Annotated in this window: 22 protein-coding genes; 10 read left to right on the top strand and 12 right to left on the bottom strand. The window is 40.5% G+C overall.

From position 1 onward, the window contains the following. Positions 1-8 precede the first annotated feature (8 nt). The 7 genes from R7P36_RS10495 to R7P36_RS10465 form a co-directional block, all read right to left on the bottom strand. Positions 9-1,274: a hypothetical protein gene (locus R7P36_RS10495; RefSeq protein WP_065275042.1), complete on the bottom strand. Its 1,266-nt coding sequence runs from the start codon at positions 1,272-1,274 to the stop codon at positions 9-11. Between the two features lie 9 nt (positions 1,275-1,283). After that, complete coding sequence (locus R7P36_RS10490) at positions 1,284-1,763, bottom strand: acyltransferase (RefSeq protein ID WP_065275041.1); 480 nt, start codon at positions 1,761-1,763, stop codon at positions 1,284-1,286. A gap of 52 nt (positions 1,764-1,815) precedes the next feature. Further along, positions 1,816-3,093: a lipopolysaccharide biosynthesis protein gene (locus R7P36_RS10485; RefSeq protein ID WP_065275040.1), complete on the bottom strand. Its 1,278-nt coding sequence runs from the start codon at positions 3,091-3,093 to the stop codon at positions 1,816-1,818. 162 nt (positions 3,094-3,255) lie between these two features. Then, complete coding sequence (pseB, locus tag R7P36_RS10480; RefSeq protein ID WP_065275039.1) at positions 3,256-4,269, bottom strand: UDP-N-acetylglucosamine 4,6-dehydratase (inverting); 1,014 nt, start codon at positions 4,267-4,269, stop codon at positions 3,256-3,258. Positions 4,270-4,329: 60 nt separating this feature from the next. Further along, positions 4,330-5,310, bottom strand: coding sequence for a Wzz/FepE/Etk N-terminal domain-containing protein (locus R7P36_RS10475; protein WP_065275038.1), 981 nt, complete (start codon positions 5,308-5,310; stop codon positions 4,330-4,332). A gap of 82 nt (positions 5,311-5,392) precedes the next feature. Continuing rightward, positions 5,393-8,095: an SLBB domain-containing protein gene (locus R7P36_RS10470; RefSeq protein WP_065275037.1), complete on the bottom strand. Its 2,703-nt coding sequence runs from the start codon at positions 8,093-8,095 to the stop codon at positions 5,393-5,395. Between the two features lie 64 nt (positions 8,096-8,159). After that, on the bottom strand, positions 8,160-8,678 hold the full coding sequence (locus R7P36_RS10465; protein ID WP_025795463.1) for an outer membrane beta-barrel protein: 519 nt from the start codon (positions 8,676-8,678) through the stop codon (positions 8,160-8,162). 404 nt (positions 8,679-9,082) lie between these two features. On the opposite strand from R7P36_RS10465, the gene R7P36_RS10460 reads away from it, so the two are divergent. From R7P36_RS10460 to R7P36_RS10415, 10 genes are all read left to right on the top strand, one after another. Then, positions 9,083-9,301, top strand: coding sequence for a hypothetical protein (locus tag R7P36_RS10460; RefSeq protein WP_005395817.1), 219 nt, complete (start codon positions 9,083-9,085; stop codon positions 9,299-9,301). 69 nt (positions 9,302-9,370) lie between these two features. After that, on the top strand, positions 9,371-10,051 hold the full coding sequence (locus R7P36_RS10455) for a YjbF family lipoprotein (RefSeq protein WP_005395815.1): 681 nt from the start codon (positions 9,371-9,373) through the stop codon (positions 10,049-10,051). Beyond that, complete coding sequence (locus R7P36_RS10450; protein WP_065275036.1) at positions 10,048-10,806, top strand: capsule biosynthesis GfcC family protein; 759 nt, start codon at positions 10,048-10,050, stop codon at positions 10,804-10,806. Before R7P36_RS10455 ends, R7P36_RS10450 begins: the two co-directional genes overlap by 4 nt. Next, entirely contained in the window at positions 10,803-12,995 is a 2,193-nt protein-coding gene (locus R7P36_RS10445; protein ID WP_213896819.1) for a YjbH domain-containing protein, read from the top strand. Before R7P36_RS10450 ends, R7P36_RS10445 begins: the two co-directional genes overlap by 4 nt. Positions 12,996-13,142: 147 nt before the next feature. Continuing rightward, positions 13,143-14,084 (top strand): ADP-glyceromanno-heptose 6-epimerase, encoded by a 942-nt coding sequence (gene rfaD, locus R7P36_RS10440; RefSeq protein WP_017634969.1) that lies wholly within the window; start codon positions 13,143-13,145, stop codon positions 14,082-14,084. Positions 14,085-14,211: 127 nt separating this feature from the next. Then, on the top strand, positions 14,212-15,198 hold the full coding sequence (gene lpxM, locus R7P36_RS10435) for a lauroyl-Kdo(2)-lipid IV(A) myristoyltransferase (RefSeq protein ID WP_213896818.1): 987 nt from the start codon (positions 14,212-14,214) through the stop codon (positions 15,196-15,198). Continuing rightward, complete coding sequence (locus R7P36_RS10430; protein WP_164666560.1) at positions 15,195-15,917, top strand: glycosyltransferase family 25 protein; 723 nt, start codon at positions 15,195-15,197, stop codon at positions 15,915-15,917. Before lpxM ends, R7P36_RS10430 begins: the two co-directional genes overlap by 4 nt. Beyond that, the gene (gene waaF / locus R7P36_RS10425; protein WP_213896817.1) at positions 15,914-16,969 is read left to right on the top strand and encodes a lipopolysaccharide heptosyltransferase II; all 1,056 of its coding nucleotides are present in this window, start codon (positions 15,914-15,916) and stop codon (positions 16,967-16,969) included. The genes R7P36_RS10430 and waaF overlap by 4 nt, the downstream gene beginning before the upstream one ends. Next, positions 16,963-18,219: a lipid IV(A) 3-deoxy-D-manno-octulosonic acid transferase gene (gene waaA / locus R7P36_RS10420; RefSeq protein WP_213896816.1), complete on the top strand. Its 1,257-nt coding sequence runs from the start codon at positions 16,963-16,965 to the stop codon at positions 18,217-18,219. The genes waaF and waaA overlap by 7 nt, the downstream gene beginning before the upstream one ends. A gap of 75 nt (positions 18,220-18,294) precedes the next feature. Then, a complete protein-coding gene (locus R7P36_RS10415) occupies positions 18,295-19,719 on the top strand; it encodes a hypothetical protein (RefSeq protein ID WP_318122125.1) in 1,425 nt (474 codons plus the stop codon). Positions 19,720-19,947: 228 nt separating this feature from the next. Here the strand turns inward: R7P36_RS10415 and pseI are convergent, their stop codons facing one another. The 5 genes from pseI to pseB (R7P36_RS10390) are packed head-to-tail and all read right to left on the bottom strand — an operon-like array spanning position 19,948 to position 25,396. Beyond that, complete coding sequence (gene pseI, locus R7P36_RS10410; RefSeq protein WP_213896814.1) at positions 19,948-20,994, bottom strand: pseudaminic acid synthase; 1,047 nt, start codon at positions 20,992-20,994, stop codon at positions 19,948-19,950. A gap of 6 nt (positions 20,995-21,000) precedes the next feature. After that, positions 21,001-22,503 (bottom strand): UDP-2,4-diacetamido-2,4,6-trideoxy-beta-L-altropyranose hydrolase, encoded by a 1,503-nt coding sequence (gene pseG, locus R7P36_RS10405; protein WP_318122124.1) that lies wholly within the window; start codon positions 22,501-22,503, stop codon positions 21,001-21,003. A gap of 15 nt (positions 22,504-22,518) precedes the next feature. Continuing rightward, positions 22,519-23,211, bottom strand: a complete 693-nt coding sequence (gene pseF / locus R7P36_RS10400; protein ID WP_213896812.1) for a pseudaminic acid cytidylyltransferase — start codon at positions 23,209-23,211, stop codon at positions 22,519-22,521. Further along, on the bottom strand, positions 23,211-24,386 hold the full coding sequence (gene pseC, locus R7P36_RS10395) for a UDP-4-amino-4,6-dideoxy-N-acetyl-beta-L-altrosamine transaminase (RefSeq protein WP_213896811.1): 1,176 nt from the start codon (positions 24,384-24,386) through the stop codon (positions 23,211-23,213). The genes pseF and pseC overlap by 1 nt, the downstream gene beginning before the upstream one ends. After that, a complete protein-coding gene (pseB, locus tag R7P36_RS10390; RefSeq protein WP_213896810.1) occupies positions 24,383-25,396 on the bottom strand; it encodes a UDP-N-acetylglucosamine 4,6-dehydratase (inverting) in 1,014 nt (337 codons plus the stop codon). Before pseB (R7P36_RS10390) ends, pseC begins: the two co-directional genes overlap by 4 nt. Between the last annotated feature and the right edge of the window lie 74 nt (positions 25,397-25,470).

Genomic DNA, 25,470 nt, shown 5'->3' with positions numbered 1-25,470 from the left:
CTTTTAACCTAATTACACTTATTCAGTAAATTATCGATATGCTCACATATGAGTTCATCACTATAGCCAAAGTAACTTTCACCTACAGAGTGGTCATAATACTTTAAGCTTTCTTTACTTCTGACCGAATTAATATCAAAGACTTGATTGATGTTGCTAAAATCCTCCTTAATTTCCACACTGATTTTATTTTTCACAAAACCATAGTAATCAAATTCAGAGTTATCTAACTTTGCATAGTACGTAGGGGTATTTAGCAACGCTGCTTCAAGCAATATATTGGAGTTGCCAGCGATTAATGACTTAGACGTTAGAATAAACTCAAATAGGTCATCTCTTTTCGGGTCATTGAAAATCACATCAAGTCCATTGAGCTTCTTTTTAATTGAATTCTGACTTCCCATTTGACCGGGGTGAAGTCTTAATCTGACAGCTTCCCCGTAAGAGTTGATTTCTTTTATCAAACGAATCAAATTAGATATCTCAAAACTAGAATTTATTGCGACAGATATAAACTCACGCGAATAATCGTCTTCTTTTATTCTTTTTACTCTATCAAGTTTTGATATTCCAACTAAGTCAACATCTTCTGATAACTCGCCAATGCTATGGTAAACATCAAGTGAAGCCTGTCCATCGAGAAGAGACTTGTCAAATTGTTCTAAAGGTGGCAATTGAGCATTGGGAGAAGCGTGCTGAACATAGATTGTTTTTATTCCTTTCTTTCTTGCTATGCTTAAAACCACTCTAATCTCAGAGTTATGATCATTGCTTAATATTATTATTTTCGGCTTAATTAATGACAAGAAAAACCAGTATACTATATATTGACCGAAGGATAATATATAACGATCTATACCATGAGCATATTTATCATAATCCTTTTTAAACAAAATAGAATATAATGACTCTACGATTGCTAAAGGAAAAAACACTAGAGAAATTAAATATGTATATAATTCAGGAAAATAATAGTTAGATTTTAACTTATTTTTTAATGAATAGCTGACACCACATTCATTACCATGCTTTTCTTTATATTTTTCTTGTATTAAATCTAATGATTTTTTTTGGTTTTCAGTACTATATATGAAAATAACATCACTTTTTTTAATTTTAAAACTAAGACGGTTTAATGACTTTATGAAATTATAAAAATAGCTCGCAATTCGATAAGTCAGACCATGCTTTCCTTGACAAAAGATTCTATACCTTAGATAGCTATCGGTTGTTGAAAAGGTAAGGTAATCGAATTGTTTAAGCTTCTTAAACATATAAACCACTTATACTTTATTTTTGTCAAGATTATAGTAATGTTTTTTATCCCTATAAGAGAATACTTTAGCAGGATGTCCACCTGCTATCGCTAAATCTGGGACATCTTTTGTCACAACTGAACCAGCCTGGATAATTACACCATCTCCTATTCGAACACCAGGTAAAATAATTACATTGAGACCTAGCCAAACATTACGACCAATCGTTATATCTTTACTTATATTCGTATGATCATATGGAAGAGCCGTTCCCATATAATTATGATTACTTGTAATCAATATACATCCATGACCAGAATGGAAATGATCTCCGATAGTAACTTGACCATCACCTTGAACTCTAAGCCCATTAAAGTGACAATCTTCACCTATTATTGTTCTTTTGTTAAATATTGTTCTATTATTAACTGTAAGGCCATCACCAAATGATTGAATATTCCTTTTGGCTAGCTTTGTAAATAGAAACTTCTTTATCTTTTTCTTCATTGCCTCTAACTCTATAATATATTTCGATTAAAACTTTCATAAGAATTAATCGCTAGACATTTCTCTTTTGATCACTAATAATTTCAATCGTAAACCAAGGCATATCAACTGCTTTATATGCCAAGAGCCAAGTAAATAAAAATTGGAATAATTTTGCCACAGTAAAAGCAATTGCTGCGCCAACAAACCCTATTATATCAACAAGGTAGACCAACAAAAGGAGGTTGATAGCACCAGAGATCAAAGTAACGATAGATAGCTTTCCCGTTTTCTTTGAAAAGAATATATAATTTGTGACCATCAAGTACATCCCTCCTAATATTTGTCCTAAACATAACCACCCAATAACTTTACCGGCCTCTTGATATTGTTCACCCGCGATGAGATTCATTAACCAAGGACCTAAAACAAAAGGTAACGGTGAGAAAGCCAATAAGAATAAGAAATATATGTACGTATACTTTACAACTAGTTTCTTTTTTTTACTATCATTTTCCTTTAATATATTAAATAACCAAGGTACATATGCTTTATTAATAGCATTAAAGATTATATTAAAAGCCATACTTATCTGCACTGCGACCATATATATGCCAGCTTGACTTAAACCCAAATTCTGATTTATTACAAATCTATCAGCCGTAGTCAAAAGAAATGCACCAAAAAAATGTGGTATCAATGGCAAACCAAAATTTAATGCTTCCCTAATATAAGTTAATCTGAACAAAGTAACATTGATTAGTTTTTCTTTAAACAAACTAATCAGCGCAACAAATGCAACAGATATCATAGCTAATGCTTGCCCATCAACTCGTCCCTGTGCTCCATATTCAAAATATAAAACAAAGATTAAAGACAGCACCATATTAAACACACCATAAAATAACTGCATTAGCCCATATTTTTTTGCATTACTCCGTATTTGCCATTGCCCTAAACGTAAATTCATGACAAAGCTTAATGCGCTATAAATTAATGCTACATACAACCAGCTTTTAGGTATGGATAAAAACTGACTCAAAGGTTCAGAGAATAAAAAACAGATAAAAAGTAATGCTATTGTACTTATAACGAGAATATGAATGCAGGCCCCATTATACTGTGCAAGTTCTTTCTCATTTGTATGATCGTAAAACTTTCTATTTGCAGCACCAACTGTGTTTAATCCAACGAATGCAACTAACCCCGCTACTAACGTTTGAAACATAGCCACTTGTCCATACTCTTCTGGAAGAAGGGCTCGCGTCAAAACAGGTAACAGTAAAAAAGGAATAGCAGCAGTTGCTATATTGGCTGATAAGTATATTATTGAATTCTTAGTTAAGGACATAACGTGTATATAAAAAGTCAGGTAAGACCAGTAAGGTACTAGCTGGCATATTAATTGATAAATCCGTTTCGATACGCGGCTCTTTGCTTCACCCTAACTCAAAGCCTCCAATAAAACATCTACAGTTGTGATCTTGCTTGCCGTAAGGAATCACAACTGTTCTCACACTGTAAAGTTTGGGTCAACGTGCTCTTTGATTAGCTCTCGTAGGCCTTCAATACTTTCCCACTCTGTATTCGTACCTGAGTTGTATTTAAAACCAAACGGTACTTTTTCAGCTTTGTGGTGTTCGAGGTATTCTTTCTCTGTATAAGTGAACGAAACAGAAGGCAGAATTGCATAGTATTTACCTAGATCGATCGTGTTTAGAGAATCAGTATCAGTGATCATCTCTTCATGGAGCTTCTCACCAGGACGAATACCAACCACTTTAGTTTCACACTCAGGAGCAATAGCTTCAGCGATATCTAAGATTTTGTAAGATGGGATTTTCGGTACAAAAATCTCACCACCTAAGTGATTTTCCAGAGCGTACATCACCATATTCACACCATCTTGCAATGAGATATTGAAACGCGTCATATCTTCATGAGTGATTGGTAGAATACCTTCTTCACGTTTGCTCAAAAAGAATGGGATCACTGAACCACGAGAGCCCATGACATTACCATAACGTACAACGCTGAAACGGATATCTTTAGAGCCTTTGATGTTATTGGCGGCAGTGAACAACTTATCAGAAGCCAGTTTCGTTGCACCATAAAGGTTTATGGGAGCGCACGCTTTGTCTGTGGAAAGAGCTACAACATCTTTTACACCGCAATGTAACGCCGCATTAATAACGTTCTCTGCGCCCGTAATATTAGTTCGTATACACTCAGTTGGGTTATATTCTGCAGTATCAACTTGCTTTATCGCCGCGGCATGGATGATGACATCAACGCCTTCACAAGCTTGAATCATACGATTTTGGTCACGCACATCACCAATGAAGAAGCGAAGTTGAGGAAAGTCTTTTGCAGGATACTTTTGTTTCAGCTCAAACTGTTTTAGTTCATCACGAGAGAAAATGATGATTTTTTTAACTTCTGGATAGCGTCCAAGAATGGTTTTAATGAACTGTTTACCGAACGAACCGGTGCCACCTGTGATAAGGGCCGTCTTATGGTTTAACATTTTCATGCCTTATAGTATATTATTTATATAATAACTTGGATGTATACTCTTCGTTTACGATTATTTTCTATTAGAGCTATATCCAACAAAGAGAAATCGAACAAAAATAATAAACACCCCTAACATAAAACCGAGCATTGTGCCCAGTACACATATAAGGGCTCTCTGCGGACTTGCTTTAATCTCAGGCACAACTGCAGGATCAATTACTTTAAAGACAAACTCATCTTGAGCTTTAGCAAGCATTAAACTTTTAGTCTGCTCTTCGATTAGTTTGTAGAACATGCTTTGCATGTCTGCCACTGCCGTTTTATTGAGCTGATTGTTTAAATACTCCAAGTTTTTAGTTGATTCTTTAATGGCTCGTTCTCGCATCACCTTGTTAATATCATCAATTAAAAGATCAACCCATTGTTTAGCAACATAAGGTGAGAAATGTGAAACTTTGATTAAATAAAAGCCGCTTTCTTTGTCCTCTTCAATACTAAATATTTCTTTTTTGAAATAACTCGATGCTTCTTGAAGCGTTGGCTCACTAGTCCTTAAACCTTCAGCTAACCTCAGCCATGATTTGGTCTTTGCATCATAAATATCACTATCAATTAATAACGTGTTTTTATCTAGATTCCAGCCCTTTGTTGCCATTAAAGGAACTAAAATCTCGTGTTCAGATATGAACTTATTTATAAATTGACGAGATTGAATTACCTGAACAGCGAGGTCTGTACGACTAGCCTCACTTCCACCTAAGTTAACTCCAGCAATCGCAGCGAGGCCACCTAGCTGTCCAGACATTTTAGATAGGGCCCCTCCATCTGAACTTTCAGTTGGTGCTAGCAGGGCATTCGCTGAGTATATATTAGGTTGTTTGATCGCAAAAAATACGGCCCCAACAGCAAAAACTGCCGTAAATATGATAATAAGCAATTTACCTTTCCAGAATGCAGAAAATAAATCTCTTAGATCTATATCTTTCTTCTCATCATCTATTTGATTTATTGACTTCTCATAACTTTGACTAGTGTCTTTTTTCTCTATCATGCTGTGTAAAGGATTCCCATTTAAGAACTTTCTATAACTTAAAGGAGGCTCAAATACCTGAGCCTCCAGTACAATATCCTTGTTACTTAAGTGCGTTTATCGCTACACCGGTTTGATATAGGATCTGTGTCGCAGCTGTCCAGGTACTTAGTGCATCTCTATAGTCAGTGTCAATTGGTACAACGATAGTATCACCAGCTTTTAACCCTTCTTTATTGTTTCCGAACCAATAACCTGATGAAGGCTTGTAAACAGAACCATCCGCACGTACTACAAAAATGCGGTCTTCGTCGGCTTGCTTTTTAGCACCACCCGCTTTGTTCAGGTAATCATCGACGTCAAGTTTGTTGTCCAACAAGTAGGTAATTGGAACCTGAACTTCACCCATTATCGAAACGGTGTTTCGGAAAGTCGGAACAAAGAGGAAGTCTCCATCTTCTAACATAAAGTCTGCTGAGCGTTCACCCTTTAAGATACGGTTTAACTGTACCACCATACGGCCAAGTGCTTTGCTGCGACTTGCTTCCTCAACAAATGCTAACGTTTTTTCTGGATCTGAAATTACAGAACCTATATTGCTATCTGCTCGGAACGTTTTCTTCGCGGTTTCTTTACGCATATCCGCTGCATATTGATTTAAGAGCTTCTGCTCTTGTAAGCGCAATGCTTCACGCGTAAATATTGCTCCTTGAGGATGAGCAAACTCGGTTAGACCGCCCGCTCGGTCCAACAACTCACTTAAGGTTTCACCTTGACGCACGGTATAGGTTCCAGGGAAACGAACTTCACCCTGTAAAGTGACTGTGCTTTGTAGCTTCACATTTGGCTTTTCTAGGATGTTCAAACGATCTCGGCCAACAATAATTGCATCGTCCGAAGCACTGCCTTGGATTGCTTTACGCAAATCAATACGTCCAACATCAATATACGCACGCTCATCCGCACTATTAATCGCGGTTCGCGCTAGTTCTGCATTAATTGTGAATGCGTTGTAAGTCAATCCACCAGCAGCTTCAATAAGCGTTGATACCGTCATTCTTGGAGTGATCGGGTAGCGTCCTGGGTGCTTCACTTCACCAAAGACTTCAGCAATTTGAGGGGCTAGCCCCAAACGAGACTGTTGCTGAAGTTGTAACAAAACTGGGGCAAGTAAAGTGCGACGAGTATTTTGCTTCAGCTTTTCAAAATCTTCCTCTGTAATCTCTTTACCACGGAAAATGATTTTAGCGGGTTTAGCCTGCTCTGTGGCGTTCTGGTTGTTAAGCATACCATTTTCTGAATGCGAAACGGCAACAGAAGAGCTCATCACTTCTTGCTCTTTCTGTTGTTCCAGCTCAGCTTGCTCTTGCGCTTGCTCCAATGTTTTTGCTTTTGAAATAGCCTCTTGTGTTACCAATGTATCCAAATCTTCGCTATTAAAGCGGTTGAAAACCAATATACGATCTCGTGATTGTAACTGGAGGTTGTCTTGGCTACCTGGTGATAGAATTGCGTTGGCTAAACTTAGTTGGAACACTTCAATATCACGCTGTGGATTAATCTCTCTTACCACAACGGCATAGTTAACATCAGCTGTAGAATTAAAAGCTGAGTCAACAGATTTGAAAAGATCGGCAACACGAAGGCCATTGCGCCATTCCACATAGCCAGGATGACGAACATCCCCCTCTATCTGCACGTAACGAGTAAGCTCTTCGCTTTTTTTCAAGATCTTGATGGCGTCGCCATTTTTAACTTTACTCTGTCGATCTTGCGTTTTATTGAAATCAAGTGTCAAAGCCTCACGAGCGCCATGTGAAGCGTAGCGTTTTATCTCCAACTGCTCGACATGAGCATTCGCAGTAAAACCACCTGCCATCTGAATAAGTTGTTGGTAAGTTTCACCGGCCTTGACTTCATAAATTGCCGGACGGTTGATCTCGCCTTCTATAGACACTGTATCGTTAACAGAACCAATTAAAACAACATCATCCGGTAGTAAGCGCACATCATTACTTGCATCACCTTTTAGTAAAAGGTCATACATATCCAACTTACGAATGATTTTACCATCACGCTTTAGCTGGATATCTCTCAGCGCCCCACTTTCACCAAAACCGCCGCTGTAATAAATAGCTTGTGAAATTGTCGTTAATGCGCTAACCGTGTAGGCACCAGGCTTATATGCATCCCCCATTACAAACACTTGCATGGTGCGTAATTCACCCAATGAGATATCGCTGCGCACACCAATCATTTGCTCTTTTACACGTTGCGTCAGAGAGTCTCGAACATCAGAAAAGTGCATGCCAGCAACATTTACCGGCCCAAGTGAGGGGAAGTTGATTGTGCCCGCACGATTTACGCGTAAACGATGCGTTTCATTCTCCTTACCAAACAACTGCACAATGATTTCATCACCAGCACCCACGGTGTAATTTGCTGGCACAGGAACATCACTGATCGGAGCAAAAGTGCTTGGAGAACCAGCAAAAAGATCTAAACCAAAACGTTTAAGATCTTCCTGCTCACCTTTTTTGAGCCATTGTTCTTCGATATTGGAAGATACAGCGCCACTAGATTCAGCTCTAGGTTTGATTACTTGCGGGTTTTCGTAAGGAGACTTGCTTGAAGATGAACTAGAAGGAATGGAGAAACCATATTTACTCGCCAAGGCCTGTTGTTGGTCGGCGGGTAGATTTTGAAACATTTTCATTTGTTCTGGAGTGGGTGTTTGTGCCATTGAATAAGACGCAAACGTACTTGCCAATATAAAAGCGGCAATAGAGAAATATCCTTTAAACATGGTATGTCACTATAATAATTGAATAAAAGACCCTAGCCCCAAGTTTGAGCTCTAGGTATTTAAATTAGAAACGGTGCTGAAAACCTAATGTAATCGAGTTAAGGCGAACTTGGTCTTCAGAGACGTTATCAACGAACTCAAATATCACCGCGCTTTGGTTATTTAAAGCGTAGTGCATACCTAACCCAAAACTAAATCCTTGTTCTTTGTGAGAACCTACATTTTGTAGATCAAGCTGAACGCTTGAATACCCAGCTAAACCATAAAGTGCAACTCGCTCTGAAACCGGCATATTCAACTTAACAAAGCCGCTCAAAGCGCTATCAACGGCAAGACCACTATCACGTTGAACTGATGTCCCATAACGTCCTTCGAGACCAATGTAGTCATTAAAGAAGTACCCTGCTTGCGCACTAAGAAGGAAAGGACTCCCCTCTTTTACGGACTCAGAAGACGAGCTTTTCAATTCTGCATTTGAGTAGCTCACTAACGCACCAGCATAAAAATCGGCTGACGCTGAAAAAGAACTCAGGCTTAAGCCCAGTGCACTAAGTATTCCTAAACAATGCTGCTTTCTTATCACGTAAAAGTCCCTAGTACTGGTAATAATATGGGCTGCCAAAGCAAAGTTAAGCGTGCTATGCAGGCCATTAAATACTGAAGAGTTGGCACGCTACCGCCCTGAGGCGTTGAGCGTAAGCCACTGTATCGCTTTCTATATGGTGTAAGTAAAAACGACCTATTGACTCCAAGCCTCTAGTGCTGGAGGAAATAGGCCGACAAATTATGCACTCTTGATAGTTTATCAGCAAGCAAGGGAGCAAGATAACCGCACAATGTCACGCTGGTGTTAGAAATGAGATCATAAGCCATGGCAAAATAAGAAACTATTTACATGCTAAGGCTTTTTTATCTAGAATATAATTTGGAGCATTTTTTATGCTACCAAACATCGATGTTTTTATACCGGATACACAAGGATTAATAATGAAGAATACAGCTCTAGCTATTCTTATGGCTCTAAGCGCATCAACTGCATTTGCAGCAGAAGAAGCAGGCTCAACAGGCGCTGCGTCTGCGTCAGCAACTGGCACTACAGCTGTAGGTGTAGGTGCAGCAGCAGCAGTAACTGTAGTAGCAGTTGCAGCGTCAGATAGCGACTCAACATCTACTTCAACATCTACTTCTACTTCTACTTCTAACTAATTTCGTTTTGTAGAACAGAAGCCAATCGCCCTGATTAAGTCAGGGCGATTTTATTTGTAAGAGGGATCAATGAATATCTTCCGAATACCTAAATGGATACGCCAACTCCTCATTCTTCCACTACTCCTTGTACTCTTTGGTTGCACACAGAAATTCAATGATGTTTCAGCAACCGTCCAAGAAGCCTACGGTAACTACATCGATGTCGAGATGACATCAGAAGAAATAAATGCCGTTCCTTATGCCAGTGCCTATTTGAAACTTGGAAATCAAAAACAGGTGTTTGTTGTTTTAGCTTTTGCGGAACGAAACCCTCTCAATGGAAAAATACAACTGAAATGGGTAAGTGCTGACAAAGCTATGATCGTTACGGAGAATGGGCATATCGTTAAAACGATAGGTCTACAAAATGGGGACTTAGCGGGTGTTTATGGTGACGTGCCAGATTTTTCTTCAGATTCAGCCTCCATGAGCTACACACTCTCATACGATTGGGTAAAACAATATCGTTATGGCTTTCCTGCAAATGTGAATCGCTTTTATGCAGGCAAAGAAACGTTGACTACACCTATTTCTAACACCATGACCGACGTATATAAAGAAGTCGTTGAGTTTAGCAGCCTTTCTCAGTCGGTCGAAAACTACTATTGGGTCAATGAACAAGGTCAGGTTGTTAAGATCTTACAACATCTAGGGCCAAATATGATTCCGGTTGAGTTAACCATTTTAAAGGGGTATAGCAAATCATGAGCAAGCGACTACTCACATTATTCGGTTTGATCATGCCATTTTTGAGCATACATAGCTTCGCTCAAACAGAAACCTCTACTACACAGTCATTAAATGTTGAGTTATTGGAGGTAGGTAAACAGCTACAATTTCAAGGGCCGGCTCGTTTAGAAAGTGTGTTAGCACTTGCTAAGGAGCAAAGCGTCTCGCTGCAATACCCTCTTGGTACTACTTTGTTTGATAAATCGGAACGAGCTAATAAGACCTCTACCGCCTTAAAGAACTCGGTGCTCAATCAAATGATTCAACACAATTTGGTTGCACATCCATTCTACAAATTCATTCAGAAGCAGAGCTTTGCACCACGATTACTGTCTGCGATCGATGTTGATAAAATTCGACTAAATAAATTCGACAACCCTCTGTTGCGCGGCAATTACCTGCTCGCAAGCCCTCTACGCGAAGAAAAAGTGTACTTCCTGGGAAACCTAAATAGCGTGTATTCCATTAAGGAGCAAGCAGGCATCCCTTTGCAGACACAAATAGAGAGTTTGAAAAGTAATATTGGTACGTTATCAACACCGCCAGTGTTGATCTACCCAGATGGTCATGTAGTTAAGCCGCATCACGGAGCTTGGTTAACAACACAATATTACTTACCACCGCTGACATTGGTATATGTCCCGTTTGGTGATCTTGAATACTCCGAAATGGACCAAGATATTGTCCGACTACTCACTCAACTGATACCAAATTCAATAAAGAGACCACAATGATGCCAATTAGAAAAAGCTTAACCCTTTCTTTAATGGGCCCAGCATTGGTTTGGGCTCAAGAAATACCCTTTGAGGCTCCCTCGTTACAGCCTTCTCAATCTGACTTTGGTGGTGTTGGCTTAATGCAGATGCCAACCGGACGTATGGCTCCTGAAGGGGAATTCAACTTTTCGGTAACAGGTAGTGATGAGTACCTTTTTTACAATGTGACTCTGCAACTCATGCCGTGGTTAGAAACAACTATCCGGTACACTCGAGTTCACGATCTGCCTTATTCGTCATCCTTCCCCGATGTTGACAATGAATATACAGACAAGGGGATAGATTTTAAATTTAGATTATGGGAAGAATCTGAATACATGCCAGAAATTGCCCTAGGAGTGAGAGACTTTGCTGGTACCGGCCTTTTTGATGCTGAGTTTATTGCAGCGACAAAACGATATTCTAATTCGAAATTAGGTGCTTTTGATTTTACTTTGGGTATGGGCTGGGGCTACCTAGGAACTAGAGATACAGTCACAAATCCTTTTTGTAAAGCATCAGACAAATTCTGTAATAGGCCTTCCGAATTTCTATCTACTGGCGGAACAACTAACTTCGATAGAGCCTTTAAAGGCCCTGCTGCCCTTTTTGGTGGTATTGAATATCAAACTCTTCATAAGCCTCTTCGCTTCAAGCTTGAATACGACGGCAACGATTACAGCACAGACTACCCTGTAGTTCAGGCCGGTGTAGATATGTCTCCCCACACGCCATGGAACTTTGGTGTGCTCTACCGTATCGGAATGGCCGACTTTCGTTTAAGTTATGAACGCGGCGACACGTTGGTCGCGGGCTTAACGCTAAACACTAATTTCAATGACATGCCATCATTCTGGCGAGACACACCAACACCAGAAATCGAAGATAGCCAGCCTGAAGAACTGTCTGATGTTGATTGGGAACGTGTAACAGAAGATTTAGACAAAATTGCGGGTTACCAAAACACTCGCATTTATGTTGATGACAACACCGTAACTGTCGTTGGTGAGCAGAAGAAATATCGTGACCGTACAGAGGCACATGAAAAAGCGGCGGCTGTACTTCATAATGGAATGCCTGAAGATATTGATACCTATGCGATCAATGAACGTAGCCGAGGCTTAGTCGGCGAACAAACGATTATTTCCAAGGAGAAATATCGCGACTTTGCCCAAGTTAATTACATCAACCCCAAAATAGAAGATGCAACCGCAAAAGCTAACAATAAGCCAAGTGGAGAATCTGTCTATGATGGTTTTGAACGTTTTGATTGGGGCTTTGCACCGAAGCTTGTTCAAACTCTCGGTAACGCAGAAGACTTCTACCTCTTTAGTGTAGGATTAAGCGGTAATGCCTCATACTGGCTGACGGACAACCTTGAAATAGGCGGCTCGTTATACTGGGATTGGTATAACAACTACGATAAGTTTAATTATGTCACTCCACCTGATGGTACTACCGTTCCCAGGGTTCGTACCATGTTCCGTGCTTACCAAAATGAGCATGCTGTAACCATGTCAAACTTACAATTGACTTGGTTCCAAGAGTATTCCGATACCATGGTTCAGCAATTCTACGCTGGCTATCTGGAAAGCATGTTTGCAGGAGTCGGTACCGAGTTTCTTTACCGACCACAAGGAGCTAACTGGGCGATTGGCGCTGACGTCAACTTAATTTCTCAACGTGATCCACAAAGTTACTTCGGTGTTTACGATGAGAAATGGCAAAACGTGCCAGAATATGGACGTCCATTCCAAGTTATTGATAAAGGATTCACTGGTTTTGTATCTGGTTACTACTACCCTCAATGGGAATTCCTGCAAGATTTGATGATCCAAGTCGATGTTGGTCAGTTCCTAGTTGGCGATGTTGGTACACAAATCAATGTTTCTAAGCAGTTCAAGAGTGGCGTAATTGCTGGCGCCTTTGCCTCATTTACAGACTTGTCTGCGGACGAATTTGGTGAAGGTAGCTTTACTAAAGGTTTCTACTTGTCGATTCCGTTTGACATCATGACCGTTAAGCCAAGTAACAATCGTGCGAACTTTAGTTGGCAGCCTCTTACTCGTGACGGAGGGCAGAAGCTCGGCCGCAAATACAGCTTAATTGAGTTAACCGACGAACGAAATCCTTGGTACCAAAGACCTAACCGTTCGGATGTGGAATAATAAAGTAATCAAGGGAGCTGCGGCTCCCTTTTCATATCCAGATACTGAGTCATAGAAGACTAAAACCTATCTTCCTGCTTCCAATAGCGCTACTTTTCGTTTCTTGCTAGAATTCCTGAGAAAATTTTAATCTATGGTGGAAGTTCTATGATCATCGTAACTGGTGGCGCTGGCATGATCGGCAGCAACATTGTTAAAGCACTAAACGAAGCTGGTATTAACGATATCCTGGTTGTCGACAACCTAAAAAATGGCAAAAAGTTTAAGAACTTAGTTGATCTGGACATCACAGATTACATGGATCGTGACGACTTTCTGACCCAAATTATGGCGGGCGATGATTTTGGTCCGATTGAGGCAATTTTCCACGAAGGTGCTTGCTCTGCAACGACTGAGTGGGATGGTAAGTACATGATGCTAAACAACTACGAGTACTCTAAAGAGCTGCTTCATTACTGTTTAGATCGCGAGATTCCATTCCTATACGCTTCTTCTGCAGCCACTTACGGCGATACCGATACTTTCGTTGAAGAACGTGAATACGAAGGCGCACTGAATGTATACGGTTACTCGAAACAGCAGTTTGATAACTACGTTCGTCGCCTATGGCAAGACGCTGAAGAACATGGTGAGACCCTTTCTCAAATCACCGGCTTCCGCTACTTCAACGTATATGGCCCACGTGAAGACCACAAAGGTAGCATGGCATCAGTTGCGTTCCACCTAAACAACCAACTTAACGCAGGTGAAAATCCTAAATTGTTCGCGGGCAGCGAATCATTCAAACGCGACTTCGTTTACGTTGGTGATGTCTGTAAAGTAAACCTGTGGTTCTTAGAAAACGGCGTATCAGGCATTTTTAACTGTGGTACTGGCCGTGCTGAATCTTTTGAAGAGGTAGCAAAAGCAGTTATCAAGCATCATGGCAAAGGCCAAATTGAAACCATCCCATTCCCTGAGCACCTAAAAGGCGCTTACCAAGAATTCACACAAGCGGATCTGACCAAACTGCGCACCGCAGGCTGTGATGTTGAATTCAAGACAGTTGCAGAAGGCGTTGCCGAATACTTGACTATCCAAAACAGTTAAGCACCACAAGGTGGTAGAACCATAACCTGCCACCTTTACTCAAATGCAATAGCCTGTATCATTCCTAACTATCTTTTTTCTCATTTAAACCACTTCGCCCGTACACGAATAGGTAACTAGACACGCCATGACCATAAAACGTGATGACTTCGACCCTAAAGCATATAACCCTGAGTTTAAGCGCCACTTTCTGTCGCCTAAGTACTGGGGCACGTGGTTAGGCATTATCTTATTTTTACCTTTATCATTAATGCCACTGGGTTTACAAAAGTGGTTGGCGAAAACCATAGCCAAAAAACTGTCGAAATCCCACAAGGGGCCAGCTCACCGAGCGAGGGTTAACTTTGAGCTGTGTTTTCCGGAAAAGTCGTTCCAAGAACGTGAAGCTTTGATAGAAAAAACACTCTACACAGCGGCCATGTTCTTTTTTCGCTTCGGGTTACTAAGTTTACGCTCACCAAAGTGGCTTCAGAACCGTTGCCAAATTCGCGGCCTAGACATTTTACGACAGCACATTGATAACAACGAAAATGTGATTTTAATGGTTCCCCACTCTTGGGCAATTGATGTGCCTGCTATCTTGCTCGCTTCAATGGGAATGCCAGTTTCTGCAATGGCGAAGAAACAAAAGAATGATGTTGCTGACTGGCTGATGCACAAGCAAAGAGTTCAATACGGTGGTCGTGTTTATGAACGCTCAGGTGGCATTAAGCCTTTTCTGAAATCCATTCGAGATGGCTATGTGGGGTATTATCTACCCGATCAAGATCACGGCCCAGAGCATAGTGTGTTCGTAGATTTCTTTGCTACACGTAAAGCAACGCTACCTGGTTTAGGCAAAATAGCGAAACTATCACGCTCAAAAGTACTGCCTCTATTTGCGTCGATGAACACTGAAGATGGTACGTTTGATATTGAGATTTTACCAGCGTTTGAGCTGGATAAAGGCGAAGAGCAAGACGCTCGTACCTGTAATGAAGCCATTGAATATTTTGTCGGTGATAAACCCGAACAATATATGTGGGTACTGCAGTTGCTGCACTCTCAAGAAGACGGCAATAACTATTACAATTTGTTTAAACCAAGATATAACAGCGACTGGAAAGTGCAGTGAAAGTATTTGTCGTAAGCTTGGCTCGATCGCTGGATCGCCGAGAACGTATTGAAGAAAAGTTAAAACAACAAGGCATTACGTTTGAATTTTTTGATGCCGTAGATGGCTCTGTTAACAGTTTTCTTCATTCAGAAAAAAGTCGTCCAACCATTACTCTACGCCGCAAAGGGTATCAATTAAAAACTAGTGAGGTCGCCTGTTTTGCAAGCCATTACGAGTTGTGGGTTCGCTGTATTGAGCTTGATGAACCGATCGTCATCTTAGAAGACAACGTCGACCCCGTAGAGGGGCTAAAGCAAGTACTCGAACATACCCTTCCATTGACTGCTAATTATGACTACATCAAGTTGTCTGCCACTCAGAAGCGTGTATTCACCCCTATCGTACCTATTGATGATAATCATATGCTAGGGGGCTACTCTGCTGGAACTTGTGGTACCACCGCTTATATCGTCACACCTAAAGCAGCCTCAAAGTTTGTTATGCATGCTCAAGAGTTTATTGAACCAGTCGATGACTACATGGAAAAACCATGGAAACATGGTGTTCAAGTTTACAGCGTGTCTCCAGATCTTTTTACTAGAGCTGAGATTGCTTCGACGATTGGTGGTAAAAGAAAAGATAAATCCAAAATGACTCTTGCGAATAAAATATACGCTGAACTTTTTAGAACTTATGAGTCAATTTTGAAATTCCTATACTGGAAAAACAAAGCATGAAGATTTTAGTCATTGGCCCTGCGTGGGTCGGCGATATGGTAATGTCGCAATCGTTATATATCGTATTAAAGCAACGTCATCCAGATAGCCAAATTGACGTTATCGCTCCAGGATGGTGTAAACCGATTCTTGAGCGTATGCCAGAAATCCACCAAGCGATTGAAATGCCTATCGGTCATGGTGAATTTAACTTATTAGGCCGCAGGGAAATTGGTAAATCATTACGTGAAAAGCAATATGACCACGCCTATATCTTGCCTAAATCAGCGAAATCAGCACTGATCCCATGGTTTGCCAACATTCCTCTTCGTACTGGCTGGAAGGGAGAAATGCGCTATGGTTTATTGAATGACTTACGCCCTAACATGAAGTCTTTTCAGTACATGGTAGAGCGCTATGTAGCGTTAGCTTATCCAAAATCAGAAATGGTGGGCTCTAACTCTCTTGGCGGGCTTGAAACCTTACCTCGCCCACGCCTTGCAATCAACGCAGCTGAGCAACAAGCCACGATCAAAAAGTTCAACTTAACGCAAGGCCAACCAACTATTGGACTGTGTCCAGGAGCAGAATTTGGTCCTGCCAAGAAATGGCCAGAAACACACTACGCTGAAGTTGCGACGCAAATGGCTCGATCTGGACATCAAATCTGGTTGTTTGGTTCTCAAAAGGACTTAGAGACTTGTAACAATATTCGCGCACTTGTTCCGACGCAATTCCATAAGCACATTCATGTTCTAGCAGGCCAAACCAGCTTAATTGAAGCGGTCGATCTACTTGCTGCATGTAAGACTGTTGTCGCGAACGACTCCGGCTTAATGCATGTGGCAGCTGCTGTTGGCTGTAATGTTGTTGCCGTGTATGGTTCAACTTCACCGAAGTACACACCTCCACTCGCAGAAAAGGTGGAGATTGTTCATACCGATATTGATTGTCGCCCTTGTTTCCAGCGCGAATGTCAATACAAACACCTTAAGTGCTTGACAGAACTTTCGCCTAAGCAAGTGCTAGATAGTATCCAAAAACTTGACGCCATTACGATAAGCTCATGTTAGTTCGTATTGTTTATACCTTACTACTCGCTCTAGCGTCACCGCTGCTTTTATTTGGTTTGTACAAGAGCAAACCAAACAAGCCTAAGTTCGGCTCTCGCTGGAAAGAGCACTTTGGCATAACTCCCAAGCTAAAAAGCAACGACAAACCTATTTGGATACATGCCGTATCTGTTGGTGAAAGCATAGCAGCAACACCTTTAATCAAAGCCCTTAAGGAACAAAACCCCGAACAATCTATTCTAGTTACTACAACAACAAGTACCGGAGCTGAACAGATTGCTAAGTTGGGTGATTTAGTTGAACACCGCTATATGCCAATTGACTTTGGGTTCGCTATCAAAGGTTTTCTTAAAGCAGTGCAACCAAAACAGATGTTGATCATTGAGACTGAACTGTGGCCAAACACGCTTCACAATGTTCACAAAGCGGGTATCCCTATAACTGTCGTGAATGCGCGCCTATCTGAAAAATCGTGTAAGAACTACGCCAAAATACAGCGGCTTTTTAACCAACTTCATCCATGCCTAACTCAAGTACTCTGCCAAACAGCTTCAGATGCCGAGCGCTTTGAACGCTTAGGCGTCGAGAAAAAGAAACTATCCGTTACCGGTTCTATTAAGTTCGATATTCAAATATCAGAACAAGTGAAACAGCAAGGACAGCAGCTTCGAGCCCAGCTTGGAGACGATCGTCCGATTTGGATTGCAGCTAGCACCCACAAAGGCGAGGACGAACAGGTATTAGATGCACATAGACAAGTTTTAAAATCTCATCCAAATGCTTTACTCGTTTTGGTTCCTCGCCATCCAGAACGATTTGATGATGTATTCACGCTTTGCCAACAGCAAGGCTTTAACACTGTGCGTCGTACTTCAAGGCATGCAGTAGAGACAAATACTCAAGTATATCTCGGCGATACTATGGGTGAGATGCTAACTTTGATGGGTGCAGCAGACATCTGCTTTATGGGTGGCAGTCTAATCGGAGATAAAGTCGGTGGTCATAATGTGCTAGAGCCTATTGCACTCTCTAAACCAACTATCAATGGACCAAGCTACTTCAACTTTATAGAAATAATAAATAGTCTTCGTGAATGTAAGGCGATCTACCTAATTAATGATTTTACATCCTTAGCAGAAACAATACTAATCATTCTATCATGTAACACAGCGTCAAAAAGTGTTCATAGAGCTAACTTGTGGCTAAAAGAAAATAAAGGCGCATTAAATAGAACTCTTAACAAAATATAAGTATCTAATATAAAAATTCAACCCCATTATTAATGAATAACTCTTTTCTAGTTTTTATCGTATTTGAGAGGCAAAATGACTAATAAAATCTTAGTCCAACTTCCAATTGGAGCTCATAGTCCAAACCTAGAAATAACGCTTAGCTATACTAATGAACTGATTAAGCAAGGTAATGATATTACGATATTAACTTGCTCGGGTTCCGATGATAGCTGCTTATACAATCCTCTAGGCCTTCCATCTACCTGCCGTTCTTGTAAACGTCGGACTCGAGAAGCGTTGTCTCACCTTATCGGTGGCTATAAACACGAGGAAACTTTAGGATTAAGAAGTTATAAATTTAACTACCATTCCACTGAAGAACTAAAAGCTATTAAATATAAAAGTACAAATGTGGGCTACTCAGCCTTATCTAGTTATGCATCTCTTACACGTAGTGTTGATATTGACTATAGTAATAAAAAAACCAGATTAATTATAGATAAATATCTGTCTACTGCCTGTAAGCTAACCGATTCTGTTGTGCAGTTACAACAACATTTTTCATTTGATAAGTTCGTATTATTTAACTCTCGTTTGAATACTTATCGTAGTTTTTTTGATTTAGCAAAAATAAAAAATATCCCCGTTACTGTTGTTGAGTTAAACTTTAGCAAAGAAAATGCAATGATTTTTGAAAATGCAATGCCTCATGATATTGCATATAATGGATATTTAGTAGAAAGCTTGTTTAAAAACCTGGGCTATGCAAAGACTGAACAAAGAGCGATAGAATTTTTCAATAATAGAGCAAAATCACTATTTAGCAATGAAGAGTCTTATACCAAACAGCAGAATAAAGACCTCTTACCTGACAACTGGGATCCAAAAAAAAAGAAGATCGCTATATTCAATAGTTCAGAAGATGAATTTATGGCCATTGGAGGAAGCTGGGAAGAAAACAGATTATTTAAAAACCAATATGAAGGCCTTACGTTTATTTCTAATTACGCGAAGGATCATAATATTATTTTCTATCTTAGGATTCACCCAAATCTTCGTGGCACTCAAAAATCTTACCTAGAAAAACTATTGGCACTAAAAAGTGATAACTTTGTTGTAATTCCACCTGAAAGTAAAATTTCAACTTATAATCTAATGTATAATTGCGATGCAATTATAACATTTGGTAGTAGTATTGGTGTAGAGGCGACATACTGGAGCAAACCATCAATCCTATTAGGTAACTGTTTCTATCGACATTTAAATATAACTTACAACCCAACATCAACCAAAGAACTAATTACCTTAATAGAAAGCGATTTGGAGCCAATAGATAATAAATTAGGTTGCCTAAAAATGGCAAGCCATATGATAAATCCAGGATTCAAGGTTCACGGATATTCGTTTAATAACAAGAAAGGCTATATAAATGGCAAAGAAATAAAAAGGAAGAAGTCTCTACTACAAAAAATAGAGAGTAAATATACAAAACATTACTTAAAATCAATAAAATCGTAGTTCTACTTTTTAACCAAACATAAGCAATGCTCAGCTAGGTATTGCTTATGTCTAGACTAGAAAATAAAAACTCATCATTAAAGCACTTAAAGCCTCTTTAATCGTCTTACCTTTCAATTTATTACTACTTTCTAAAAATCACACACTACTTTTAAAGTATAGATAGGAGTGTGTGATTTTTTACTCTCTATTAGAATATCAAAAGAGGATTGAACTTAGTTATAACCGTTAGATAAGTTCAAAAGAGACTGGAGTTCCACGACTAATATTCTTTTTTACAGTTTTTCCAATCACTTCATCATAATACTTTGGTGCTAGACCAAATCCGGGACGAATACTACGAACATGTTCTGGCGTTAATATTTCGCCCTCTTTAATATCTTTCACAATGTAAAGAGAGCGACGAAACTTCACATTACCTTTTTCCGCTTCAGTTCTTTCATAATTAACCTTACCAAGAGCTTGCCACGCTGTTTTCGTATCTTTACACAATGCCTGTAACTCTAGAGGCTCCAGTGAGAAGCTATCATCAGCGCCACCACCATTGCGATCCATTGTTACATGCTTCTCAATTAAGCAAGCACCAAGGGCGATAGATGTCACTGCTGTCGCGTTATCAATAGTGTGGTCAGATAAACCTGAAAGAACATCAAAACGCTCGGCAATATCTGCAATCGTTCTTAGATTGTATTGGTCTGCAGGTGCTGGGTAACCACTGACACAATGAAGCACCACCAACTCCTGACAACCATTATCTTTTGCTGTCTTGATCGCTTCAGCAATCTCTTCTTGATTCGCCATTCCCGTTGAAATGATCATTGGCTTGCCTGTTTGGGCAACACGTTTAATAAGAGGTAAGTCAATCACTTCAAACGAAGCAATCTTATAGGCCGGAGCATCGAGCTCTTCTAAAAGCTCTACCGCGCTAAAATCGAAAGGAGAACTAAAGATAGTGATACCTAACTCTCGAGCTTTTTCGAATAACGGCTTATGCCATTCCCATGGCATATGAGCTCCTTTATATAACTCATACAAAGTCTGCCCATCCCATAAACCACCATGAATTTGAAACTCTTCAGAGTCACAATCCATAGTAATAGTTTCATGAGTATAGGTTTGTAATTTTATCGCATCTGCGCCCGCCTTCTTCGCTTCTTCCATGATTTGGAAAGCGCGATTAATATCCCCATTATGGTTAGCGGATAATTCTGCGATGATATAAGGAGGGAAGTCAGGCCCAACTTTACGGCCGTCAATGGTAATAAATGGTCTCATTTTGCCTCAATCAATTGGTCGTCGAACGTAATTTTCTTCACCGACTTGTTGGTAGCAACATTTCTGGAAGAGTCGTTGAGATGCACTATTTGCTTGTAACACCGTAGCATGCAGAGTGACATCTGGATGAATTGAATCTACAACACTTAAAGCTTTAATTGCGATCCCTTTCCCATAGCTTTTAGGGTCTAGAAATATTGATACCAAATAATGTCCGGGTTCTATTCTATCTAAGCGCACCGCTCCAACTTTATTGTCATCCCCCCTATTAACTATCATGTAAAAGTAGTCAGAGGCTGATTTTAGTTTTTTAAACATCCAGGCCTGATGCTCATCCCATGTAGGGACCTTAGGAGTCAATGCGTACTTTCTCGTCTCTGGGTGAGACTGCCAATCATAAATCAACGCGATATCTTCTTGCGAAGCAGGCTTTAGAGATAATCCATCAACTGTTTCATCAAGTAACAACTCAACCTCATAAGAAACTCGGCGTGCGCCACGCCCATCGCACAGGGAAAGATTTGCATCTTTGAACTGGTGCCACTGCTTCGCAACGGTCAGGAGTTCACTTTGCAACCGACTAGGAATATCCTCGATATCAACCTTTAACGCCGCAGAATGTTTTACTAGCTGTTTACAGATTAGTTGCTGGTTATCTGCTAAAGGAACGATTACGCTGGGTAATCCAAGACAAGCTCTTTCCCAACTTGTGGTACCTGGAGCGCCTATAGCAATGTCATGCTCTAGCATTAAGCTTGCCATATCGGAGACAAACTCAAGGTGCGAAACGTCAGCTCTAGATGAACACCATTCTTTAACTTGGTTAAAGTGAGGCGCTCTTGGCGATAGCAATACAGTAAACTTGGCTTCTACTTTGCCGTATAAGGATTCTAATACTTTGAAAGTTGCGTTAGGAGCATCAACCCCGCCCATCGATACCAGCACTTTCAGAGGATTGTTAGAAATCTCTCTAGAAAGAGCTGATTCTCGCTTACTCGCGAAGTCTGCCCTCAATAAAGCGAATTCACTGCCCGCTAAGACTCTAGATTGAGATTCAGAGTAATCAGCTTCATCACGTCCTAGAGTTTGATCCAAGATCAAGTCAGCTTTATGGCATCGCCCGAGATCATCAATAGCAAGCATTCGGCAATCTAACGAAGCGATAACTTGCTCTTGCCATTCAATCCCGATTGCATAGTGATCAGTAACAACAAGATCTGCATAAGTGATTTCTGTTAGGAAATCTTGTACATCTTCAGATACGCTCTTTTGAAGCCAGGCTGCATAATCAGCATCGTGAAGTGGTTCAATAACGTCTCTTGGTTTGGCAAGAGTTGTCACCTGAAATCCACGTTCACGAATAAACTCGCGCATGTCTCCGTCCAATGGAGAACAAGCAAACTCGATGTTATATCCTTTGTTCGCAAATTCTTCAGCCAAGACGAGACAACGCATAACATGCCCACTACCAACCAACAGAGATGCATCTACTCGAAAAACAACCTTCATACTTCATCCTAATTGTTAATTAGTGGGCTTTAGCACAGAAAACAAGGACTCAGCAAGCTCCCAATCTTCCTGAGTATCAATATCTTGAACTCGATTACGAGGTAAAAGTACGGCTTTCGAGTGAGGAGAAAAAATAGAGTACTTTTCTAAAAATGCTCTGGTTTTCCCCCAATAAAACTGTCCCGCATCGTGATAAGCTTCTTCGAGGTCTTGAGATCTCACTTGTTCATTTTCAGGTGAAAACATCGAAACTGAACCGTCAGAATCAAGTTTAATCGCGCGTTGGATTGGGAATGGAAATGAGGTAGCACTAAAAGCAAATTGCACACCTTCGCCTTGCAAAAGTGTATAGCCTTGTTGTAAATCCTTAGGCAATACAAACGGAGCCGTCGCATATAAACAACATACAGCGTCAATATCCCAACCTTCATTTTGACACCAATGTATGGCATGAGCCATGACATCCATTGTTGTAGCATAGTCATCGGAGATATCTGCTGGACGTAGAAATGGAACATGAGCACCGTGAGCCTGAGCAACGTCTGCAATTTCCGCATCGTCAGTCGAAACGATTACTTTATCAAAGCAACCAGAGGCAATGGCAGCTTCAATAGAGTAAGCAATCATAGGTTTACCATGAAATACTTTGATATTTTTTCTCGGTATGCGCTTACTACCGCCACGTGCAGGAATAATAGCGACTTTCATTAACGCCCCTGCAATACATCAGTAAGAACTTGAACAACCGTATCTTGCTGATCTTCACTCATCGCATGGAACATGGGAAGAGAAATAGCTTCGCGGTAATAGCGCTCTGATTCCGGGAAATCACCTTCACTGAAGCCCATTTTTTCATAGTAAGGTTGAGTATGGACTGGGATGTAGTGCAGATTGACTCCAATACCTCTAACTCTCAGCGAGTCAAACACCTCTTTGTGTGTTAAAGAGATCTTGTCCAACTGCAAACGTATTACATATAGGTGAAGTCCTGAGTAGGTGTTCTCCAATTGATATGGTAATACCACTGGTAAAGACTTCAATAGCTGATTGTAACGATCTGCAAGGTGATGGCGAGCGGTAATAAAATCGTCTAAACGATTCATCTGAGATACACCCAGTGCAGCCTGAAGCTCGGTCATGCGGTAGTTAAAACCTAAATCAACCTGTTGATAATACCAACCACCATGACTTTCCCCCTCCATCTGAGCAAGGTCACGAGTAATACCGTGACTGCGAAGCAAAGTCATCTTGTCAGACAAAGCCTTCTGGTTGGTCATTACTGCACCACCTTCAGCTGTCGTTACAATTTTTACTGGGTGGAAGCTAAATACGGTCATATCAGAGTATTCGCAATTCCCTATCGGCAAGCCTTGATATTTACCGCCAATTGCATGTGAGGCATCCTCTATAACTTTGAAGTTGTACTCTTTCGCCAGTCTAGCGATCGCCACCATATCGCATGGTTGACCACATAAATGAACCGGAACAACAACTTTCGGAAGCTTACCTTCAGCTTTCGCTTTGATTAACTTTTCCTCAAGGCGTTTTGGACACATGTTGTAAGTATTAGGGTCAATATCTACGAAGTCGACCTGTGCACCACAGTACAAACCACAGTTTGCTGACGCTACGAAGGTAATAGGAGACGTCCAAAGCCAATCCCCCTCACCTAACCCCAGAGCAAGACAGGCGATATGTAATGCTGATGTAGCGCTGTTCACAGCCAACGCGTAACTTGCACCTGTATGATTGATAAGTGCTTGCTCAAATGCTGGTACTTGAGGCCCCTGAGTCAGAAAATCCGAGTTCAAAACATCAATAACACTATCAATGTCTTGTTGATTAATATCTTGCTTGCCGTAAGGAATCACAACTGTTCTCACACTGTAAAGTTTGGGTCAACGTGCTCTTTGATTAGCTCTCGTAGGCCTTCAATACTTTCCCACTCTGTATTCGTACCTGAGTTGTATTTAAAACCAAACGGTACTTTTTCAGCTTTGTGGTGTTCGAGGTATTCTTTCTCTGTATAAGTGAACGAAACAGAAGGCAGAATTGCATAGTATTTACCTAGATCGATCGTGTTTAGAGAATCAGTATCAGTGATCATCTCTTCATGGAGCTTCTCACCAGGACGAATACCAACCACTTTAGTTTCACACTCAGGAGCAATAGCTTCAGCGATATCTAAGATTTTGTAAGATGGGATTTTCGGTACAAAAATCTCACCACCTAAGTGATTTTCCAGAGCGTACATCACCATATTCACACCATCTTGCAATGAGATATTGAAACGCGTCATATCTTCATGAGTGATTGGTAGAATACCTTCTTCACGTTTGCTCAAAAAGAATGGGATCACTGAACCACGAGAGCCCATGACATTACCATAACGTACAACGCTGAAACGGATATCTTTAGAGCCTTTGATGTTATTGGCGGCAGTGAACAACTTATCAGAAGCCAGTTTCGTTGCACCATAAAGGTTTATGGGAGCGCACGCTTTGTCTGTGGAAAGAGCTACAACATCTTTTACACCGCAATGTAACGCCGCATTAATAACGTTCTCTGCGCCCGTAATATTAGTTCGTATACACTCAGTTGGGTTATATTCTGCAGTATCAACTTGCTTTATCGCCGCGGCATGGATGATGACATCAACGCCTTCACAAGCTTGAATCATACGATTTTGGTCACGCACATCACCAATGAAGAAGCGAAGTTGAGGAAAGTCTTTTGCAGGATACTTTTGTTTCAGCTCAAACTGTTTTAGTTCATCACGAGAGAAAATGATGATTTTTTTAACTTCTGGATAGCGTCCAAGAATGGTTTTAATGAACTGTTTACCGAACGAACCGGTGCCACCTGTAATTAAGACTGTTTTTGAATTCAACATAATATGCTCTTTCTTGTTCAGGTTCGAAACCTGTACCTCAAATAATTTAGAATGCTAATTGCGATATTTTAGCA

Source organism: Vibrio sp. 397 (assembly GCF_033339395.1).
Lineage (GTDB): Bacteria > Pseudomonadota > Gammaproteobacteria > Enterobacterales > Vibrionaceae > Vibrio > Vibrio alginolyticus.
Note: the sequence above shows the minus strand (reverse complement) of the source record. Positions and strands in the feature narration are given on the sequence as shown.

Coding starts and splice junctions, on each gene's coding strand:
- R7P36_RS10495 (WP_065275042.1), bottom strand. CDS start 1,274: ATGTTTAAGAAGCTTAAACAATTCGATTACCTTACCTTTTCAACAACC.
- R7P36_RS10490 (WP_065275041.1), bottom strand. CDS start 1,763: ATGAAGAAAAAGATAAAGAAGTTTCTATTTACAAAGCTAGCCAAAAGG.
- R7P36_RS10485 (WP_065275040.1), bottom strand. CDS start 3,093: ATGTCCTTAACTAAGAATTCAATAATATACTTATCAGCCAATATAGCA.
- pseB (WP_065275039.1), bottom strand. CDS start 4,269: ATGTTAAACCATAAGACGGCCCTTATCACAGGTGGCACCGGTTCGTTC.
- R7P36_RS10475 (WP_065275038.1), bottom strand. CDS start 5,310: ATGATAGAGAAAAAAGACACTAGTCAAAGTTATGAGAAGTCAATAAAT.
- R7P36_RS10470 (WP_065275037.1), bottom strand. CDS start 8,095: ATGTTTAAAGGATATTTCTCTATTGCCGCTTTTATATTGGCAAGTACG.
- R7P36_RS10460 (WP_005395817.1), top strand. CDS start 9,083: ATGAAGAATACAGCTCTAGCTATTCTTATGGCTCTAAGCGCATCAACT.
- R7P36_RS10455 (WP_005395815.1), top strand. CDS start 9,371: ATGAATATCTTCCGAATACCTAAATGGATACGCCAACTCCTCATTCTT.
- R7P36_RS10450 (WP_065275036.1), top strand. CDS start 10,048: ATGAGCAAGCGACTACTCACATTATTCGGTTTGATCATGCCATTTTTG.
- R7P36_RS10445 (WP_213896819.1), top strand. CDS start 10,803: ATGATGCCAATTAGAAAAAGCTTAACCCTTTCTTTAATGGGCCCAGCA.
- rfaD (WP_017634969.1), top strand. CDS start 13,143: ATGATCATCGTAACTGGTGGCGCTGGCATGATCGGCAGCAACATTGTT.
- lpxM (WP_213896818.1), top strand. CDS start 14,212: ATGACCATAAAACGTGATGACTTCGACCCTAAAGCATATAACCCTGAG.
- waaF (WP_213896817.1), top strand. CDS start 15,914: ATGAAGATTTTAGTCATTGGCCCTGCGTGGGTCGGCGATATGGTAATG.
- waaA (WP_213896816.1), top strand. CDS start 16,963: ATGTTAGTTCGTATTGTTTATACCTTACTACTCGCTCTAGCGTCACCG.
- R7P36_RS10415 (WP_318122125.1), top strand. CDS start 18,295: ATGACTAATAAAATCTTAGTCCAACTTCCAATTGGAGCTCATAGTCCA.
- pseI (WP_213896814.1), bottom strand. CDS start 20,994: ATGAGACCATTTATTACCATTGACGGCCGTAAAGTTGGGCCTGACTTC.
- pseG (WP_318122124.1), bottom strand. CDS start 22,503: ATGAAGGTTGTTTTTCGAGTAGATGCATCTCTGTTGGTTGGTAGTGGG.
- pseF (WP_213896812.1), bottom strand. CDS start 23,211: ATGAAAGTCGCTATTATTCCTGCACGTGGCGGTAGTAAGCGCATACCG.
- pseB (WP_213896810.1), bottom strand. CDS start 25,396: ATGTTGAATTCAAAAACAGTCTTAATTACAGGTGGCACCGGTTCGTTC.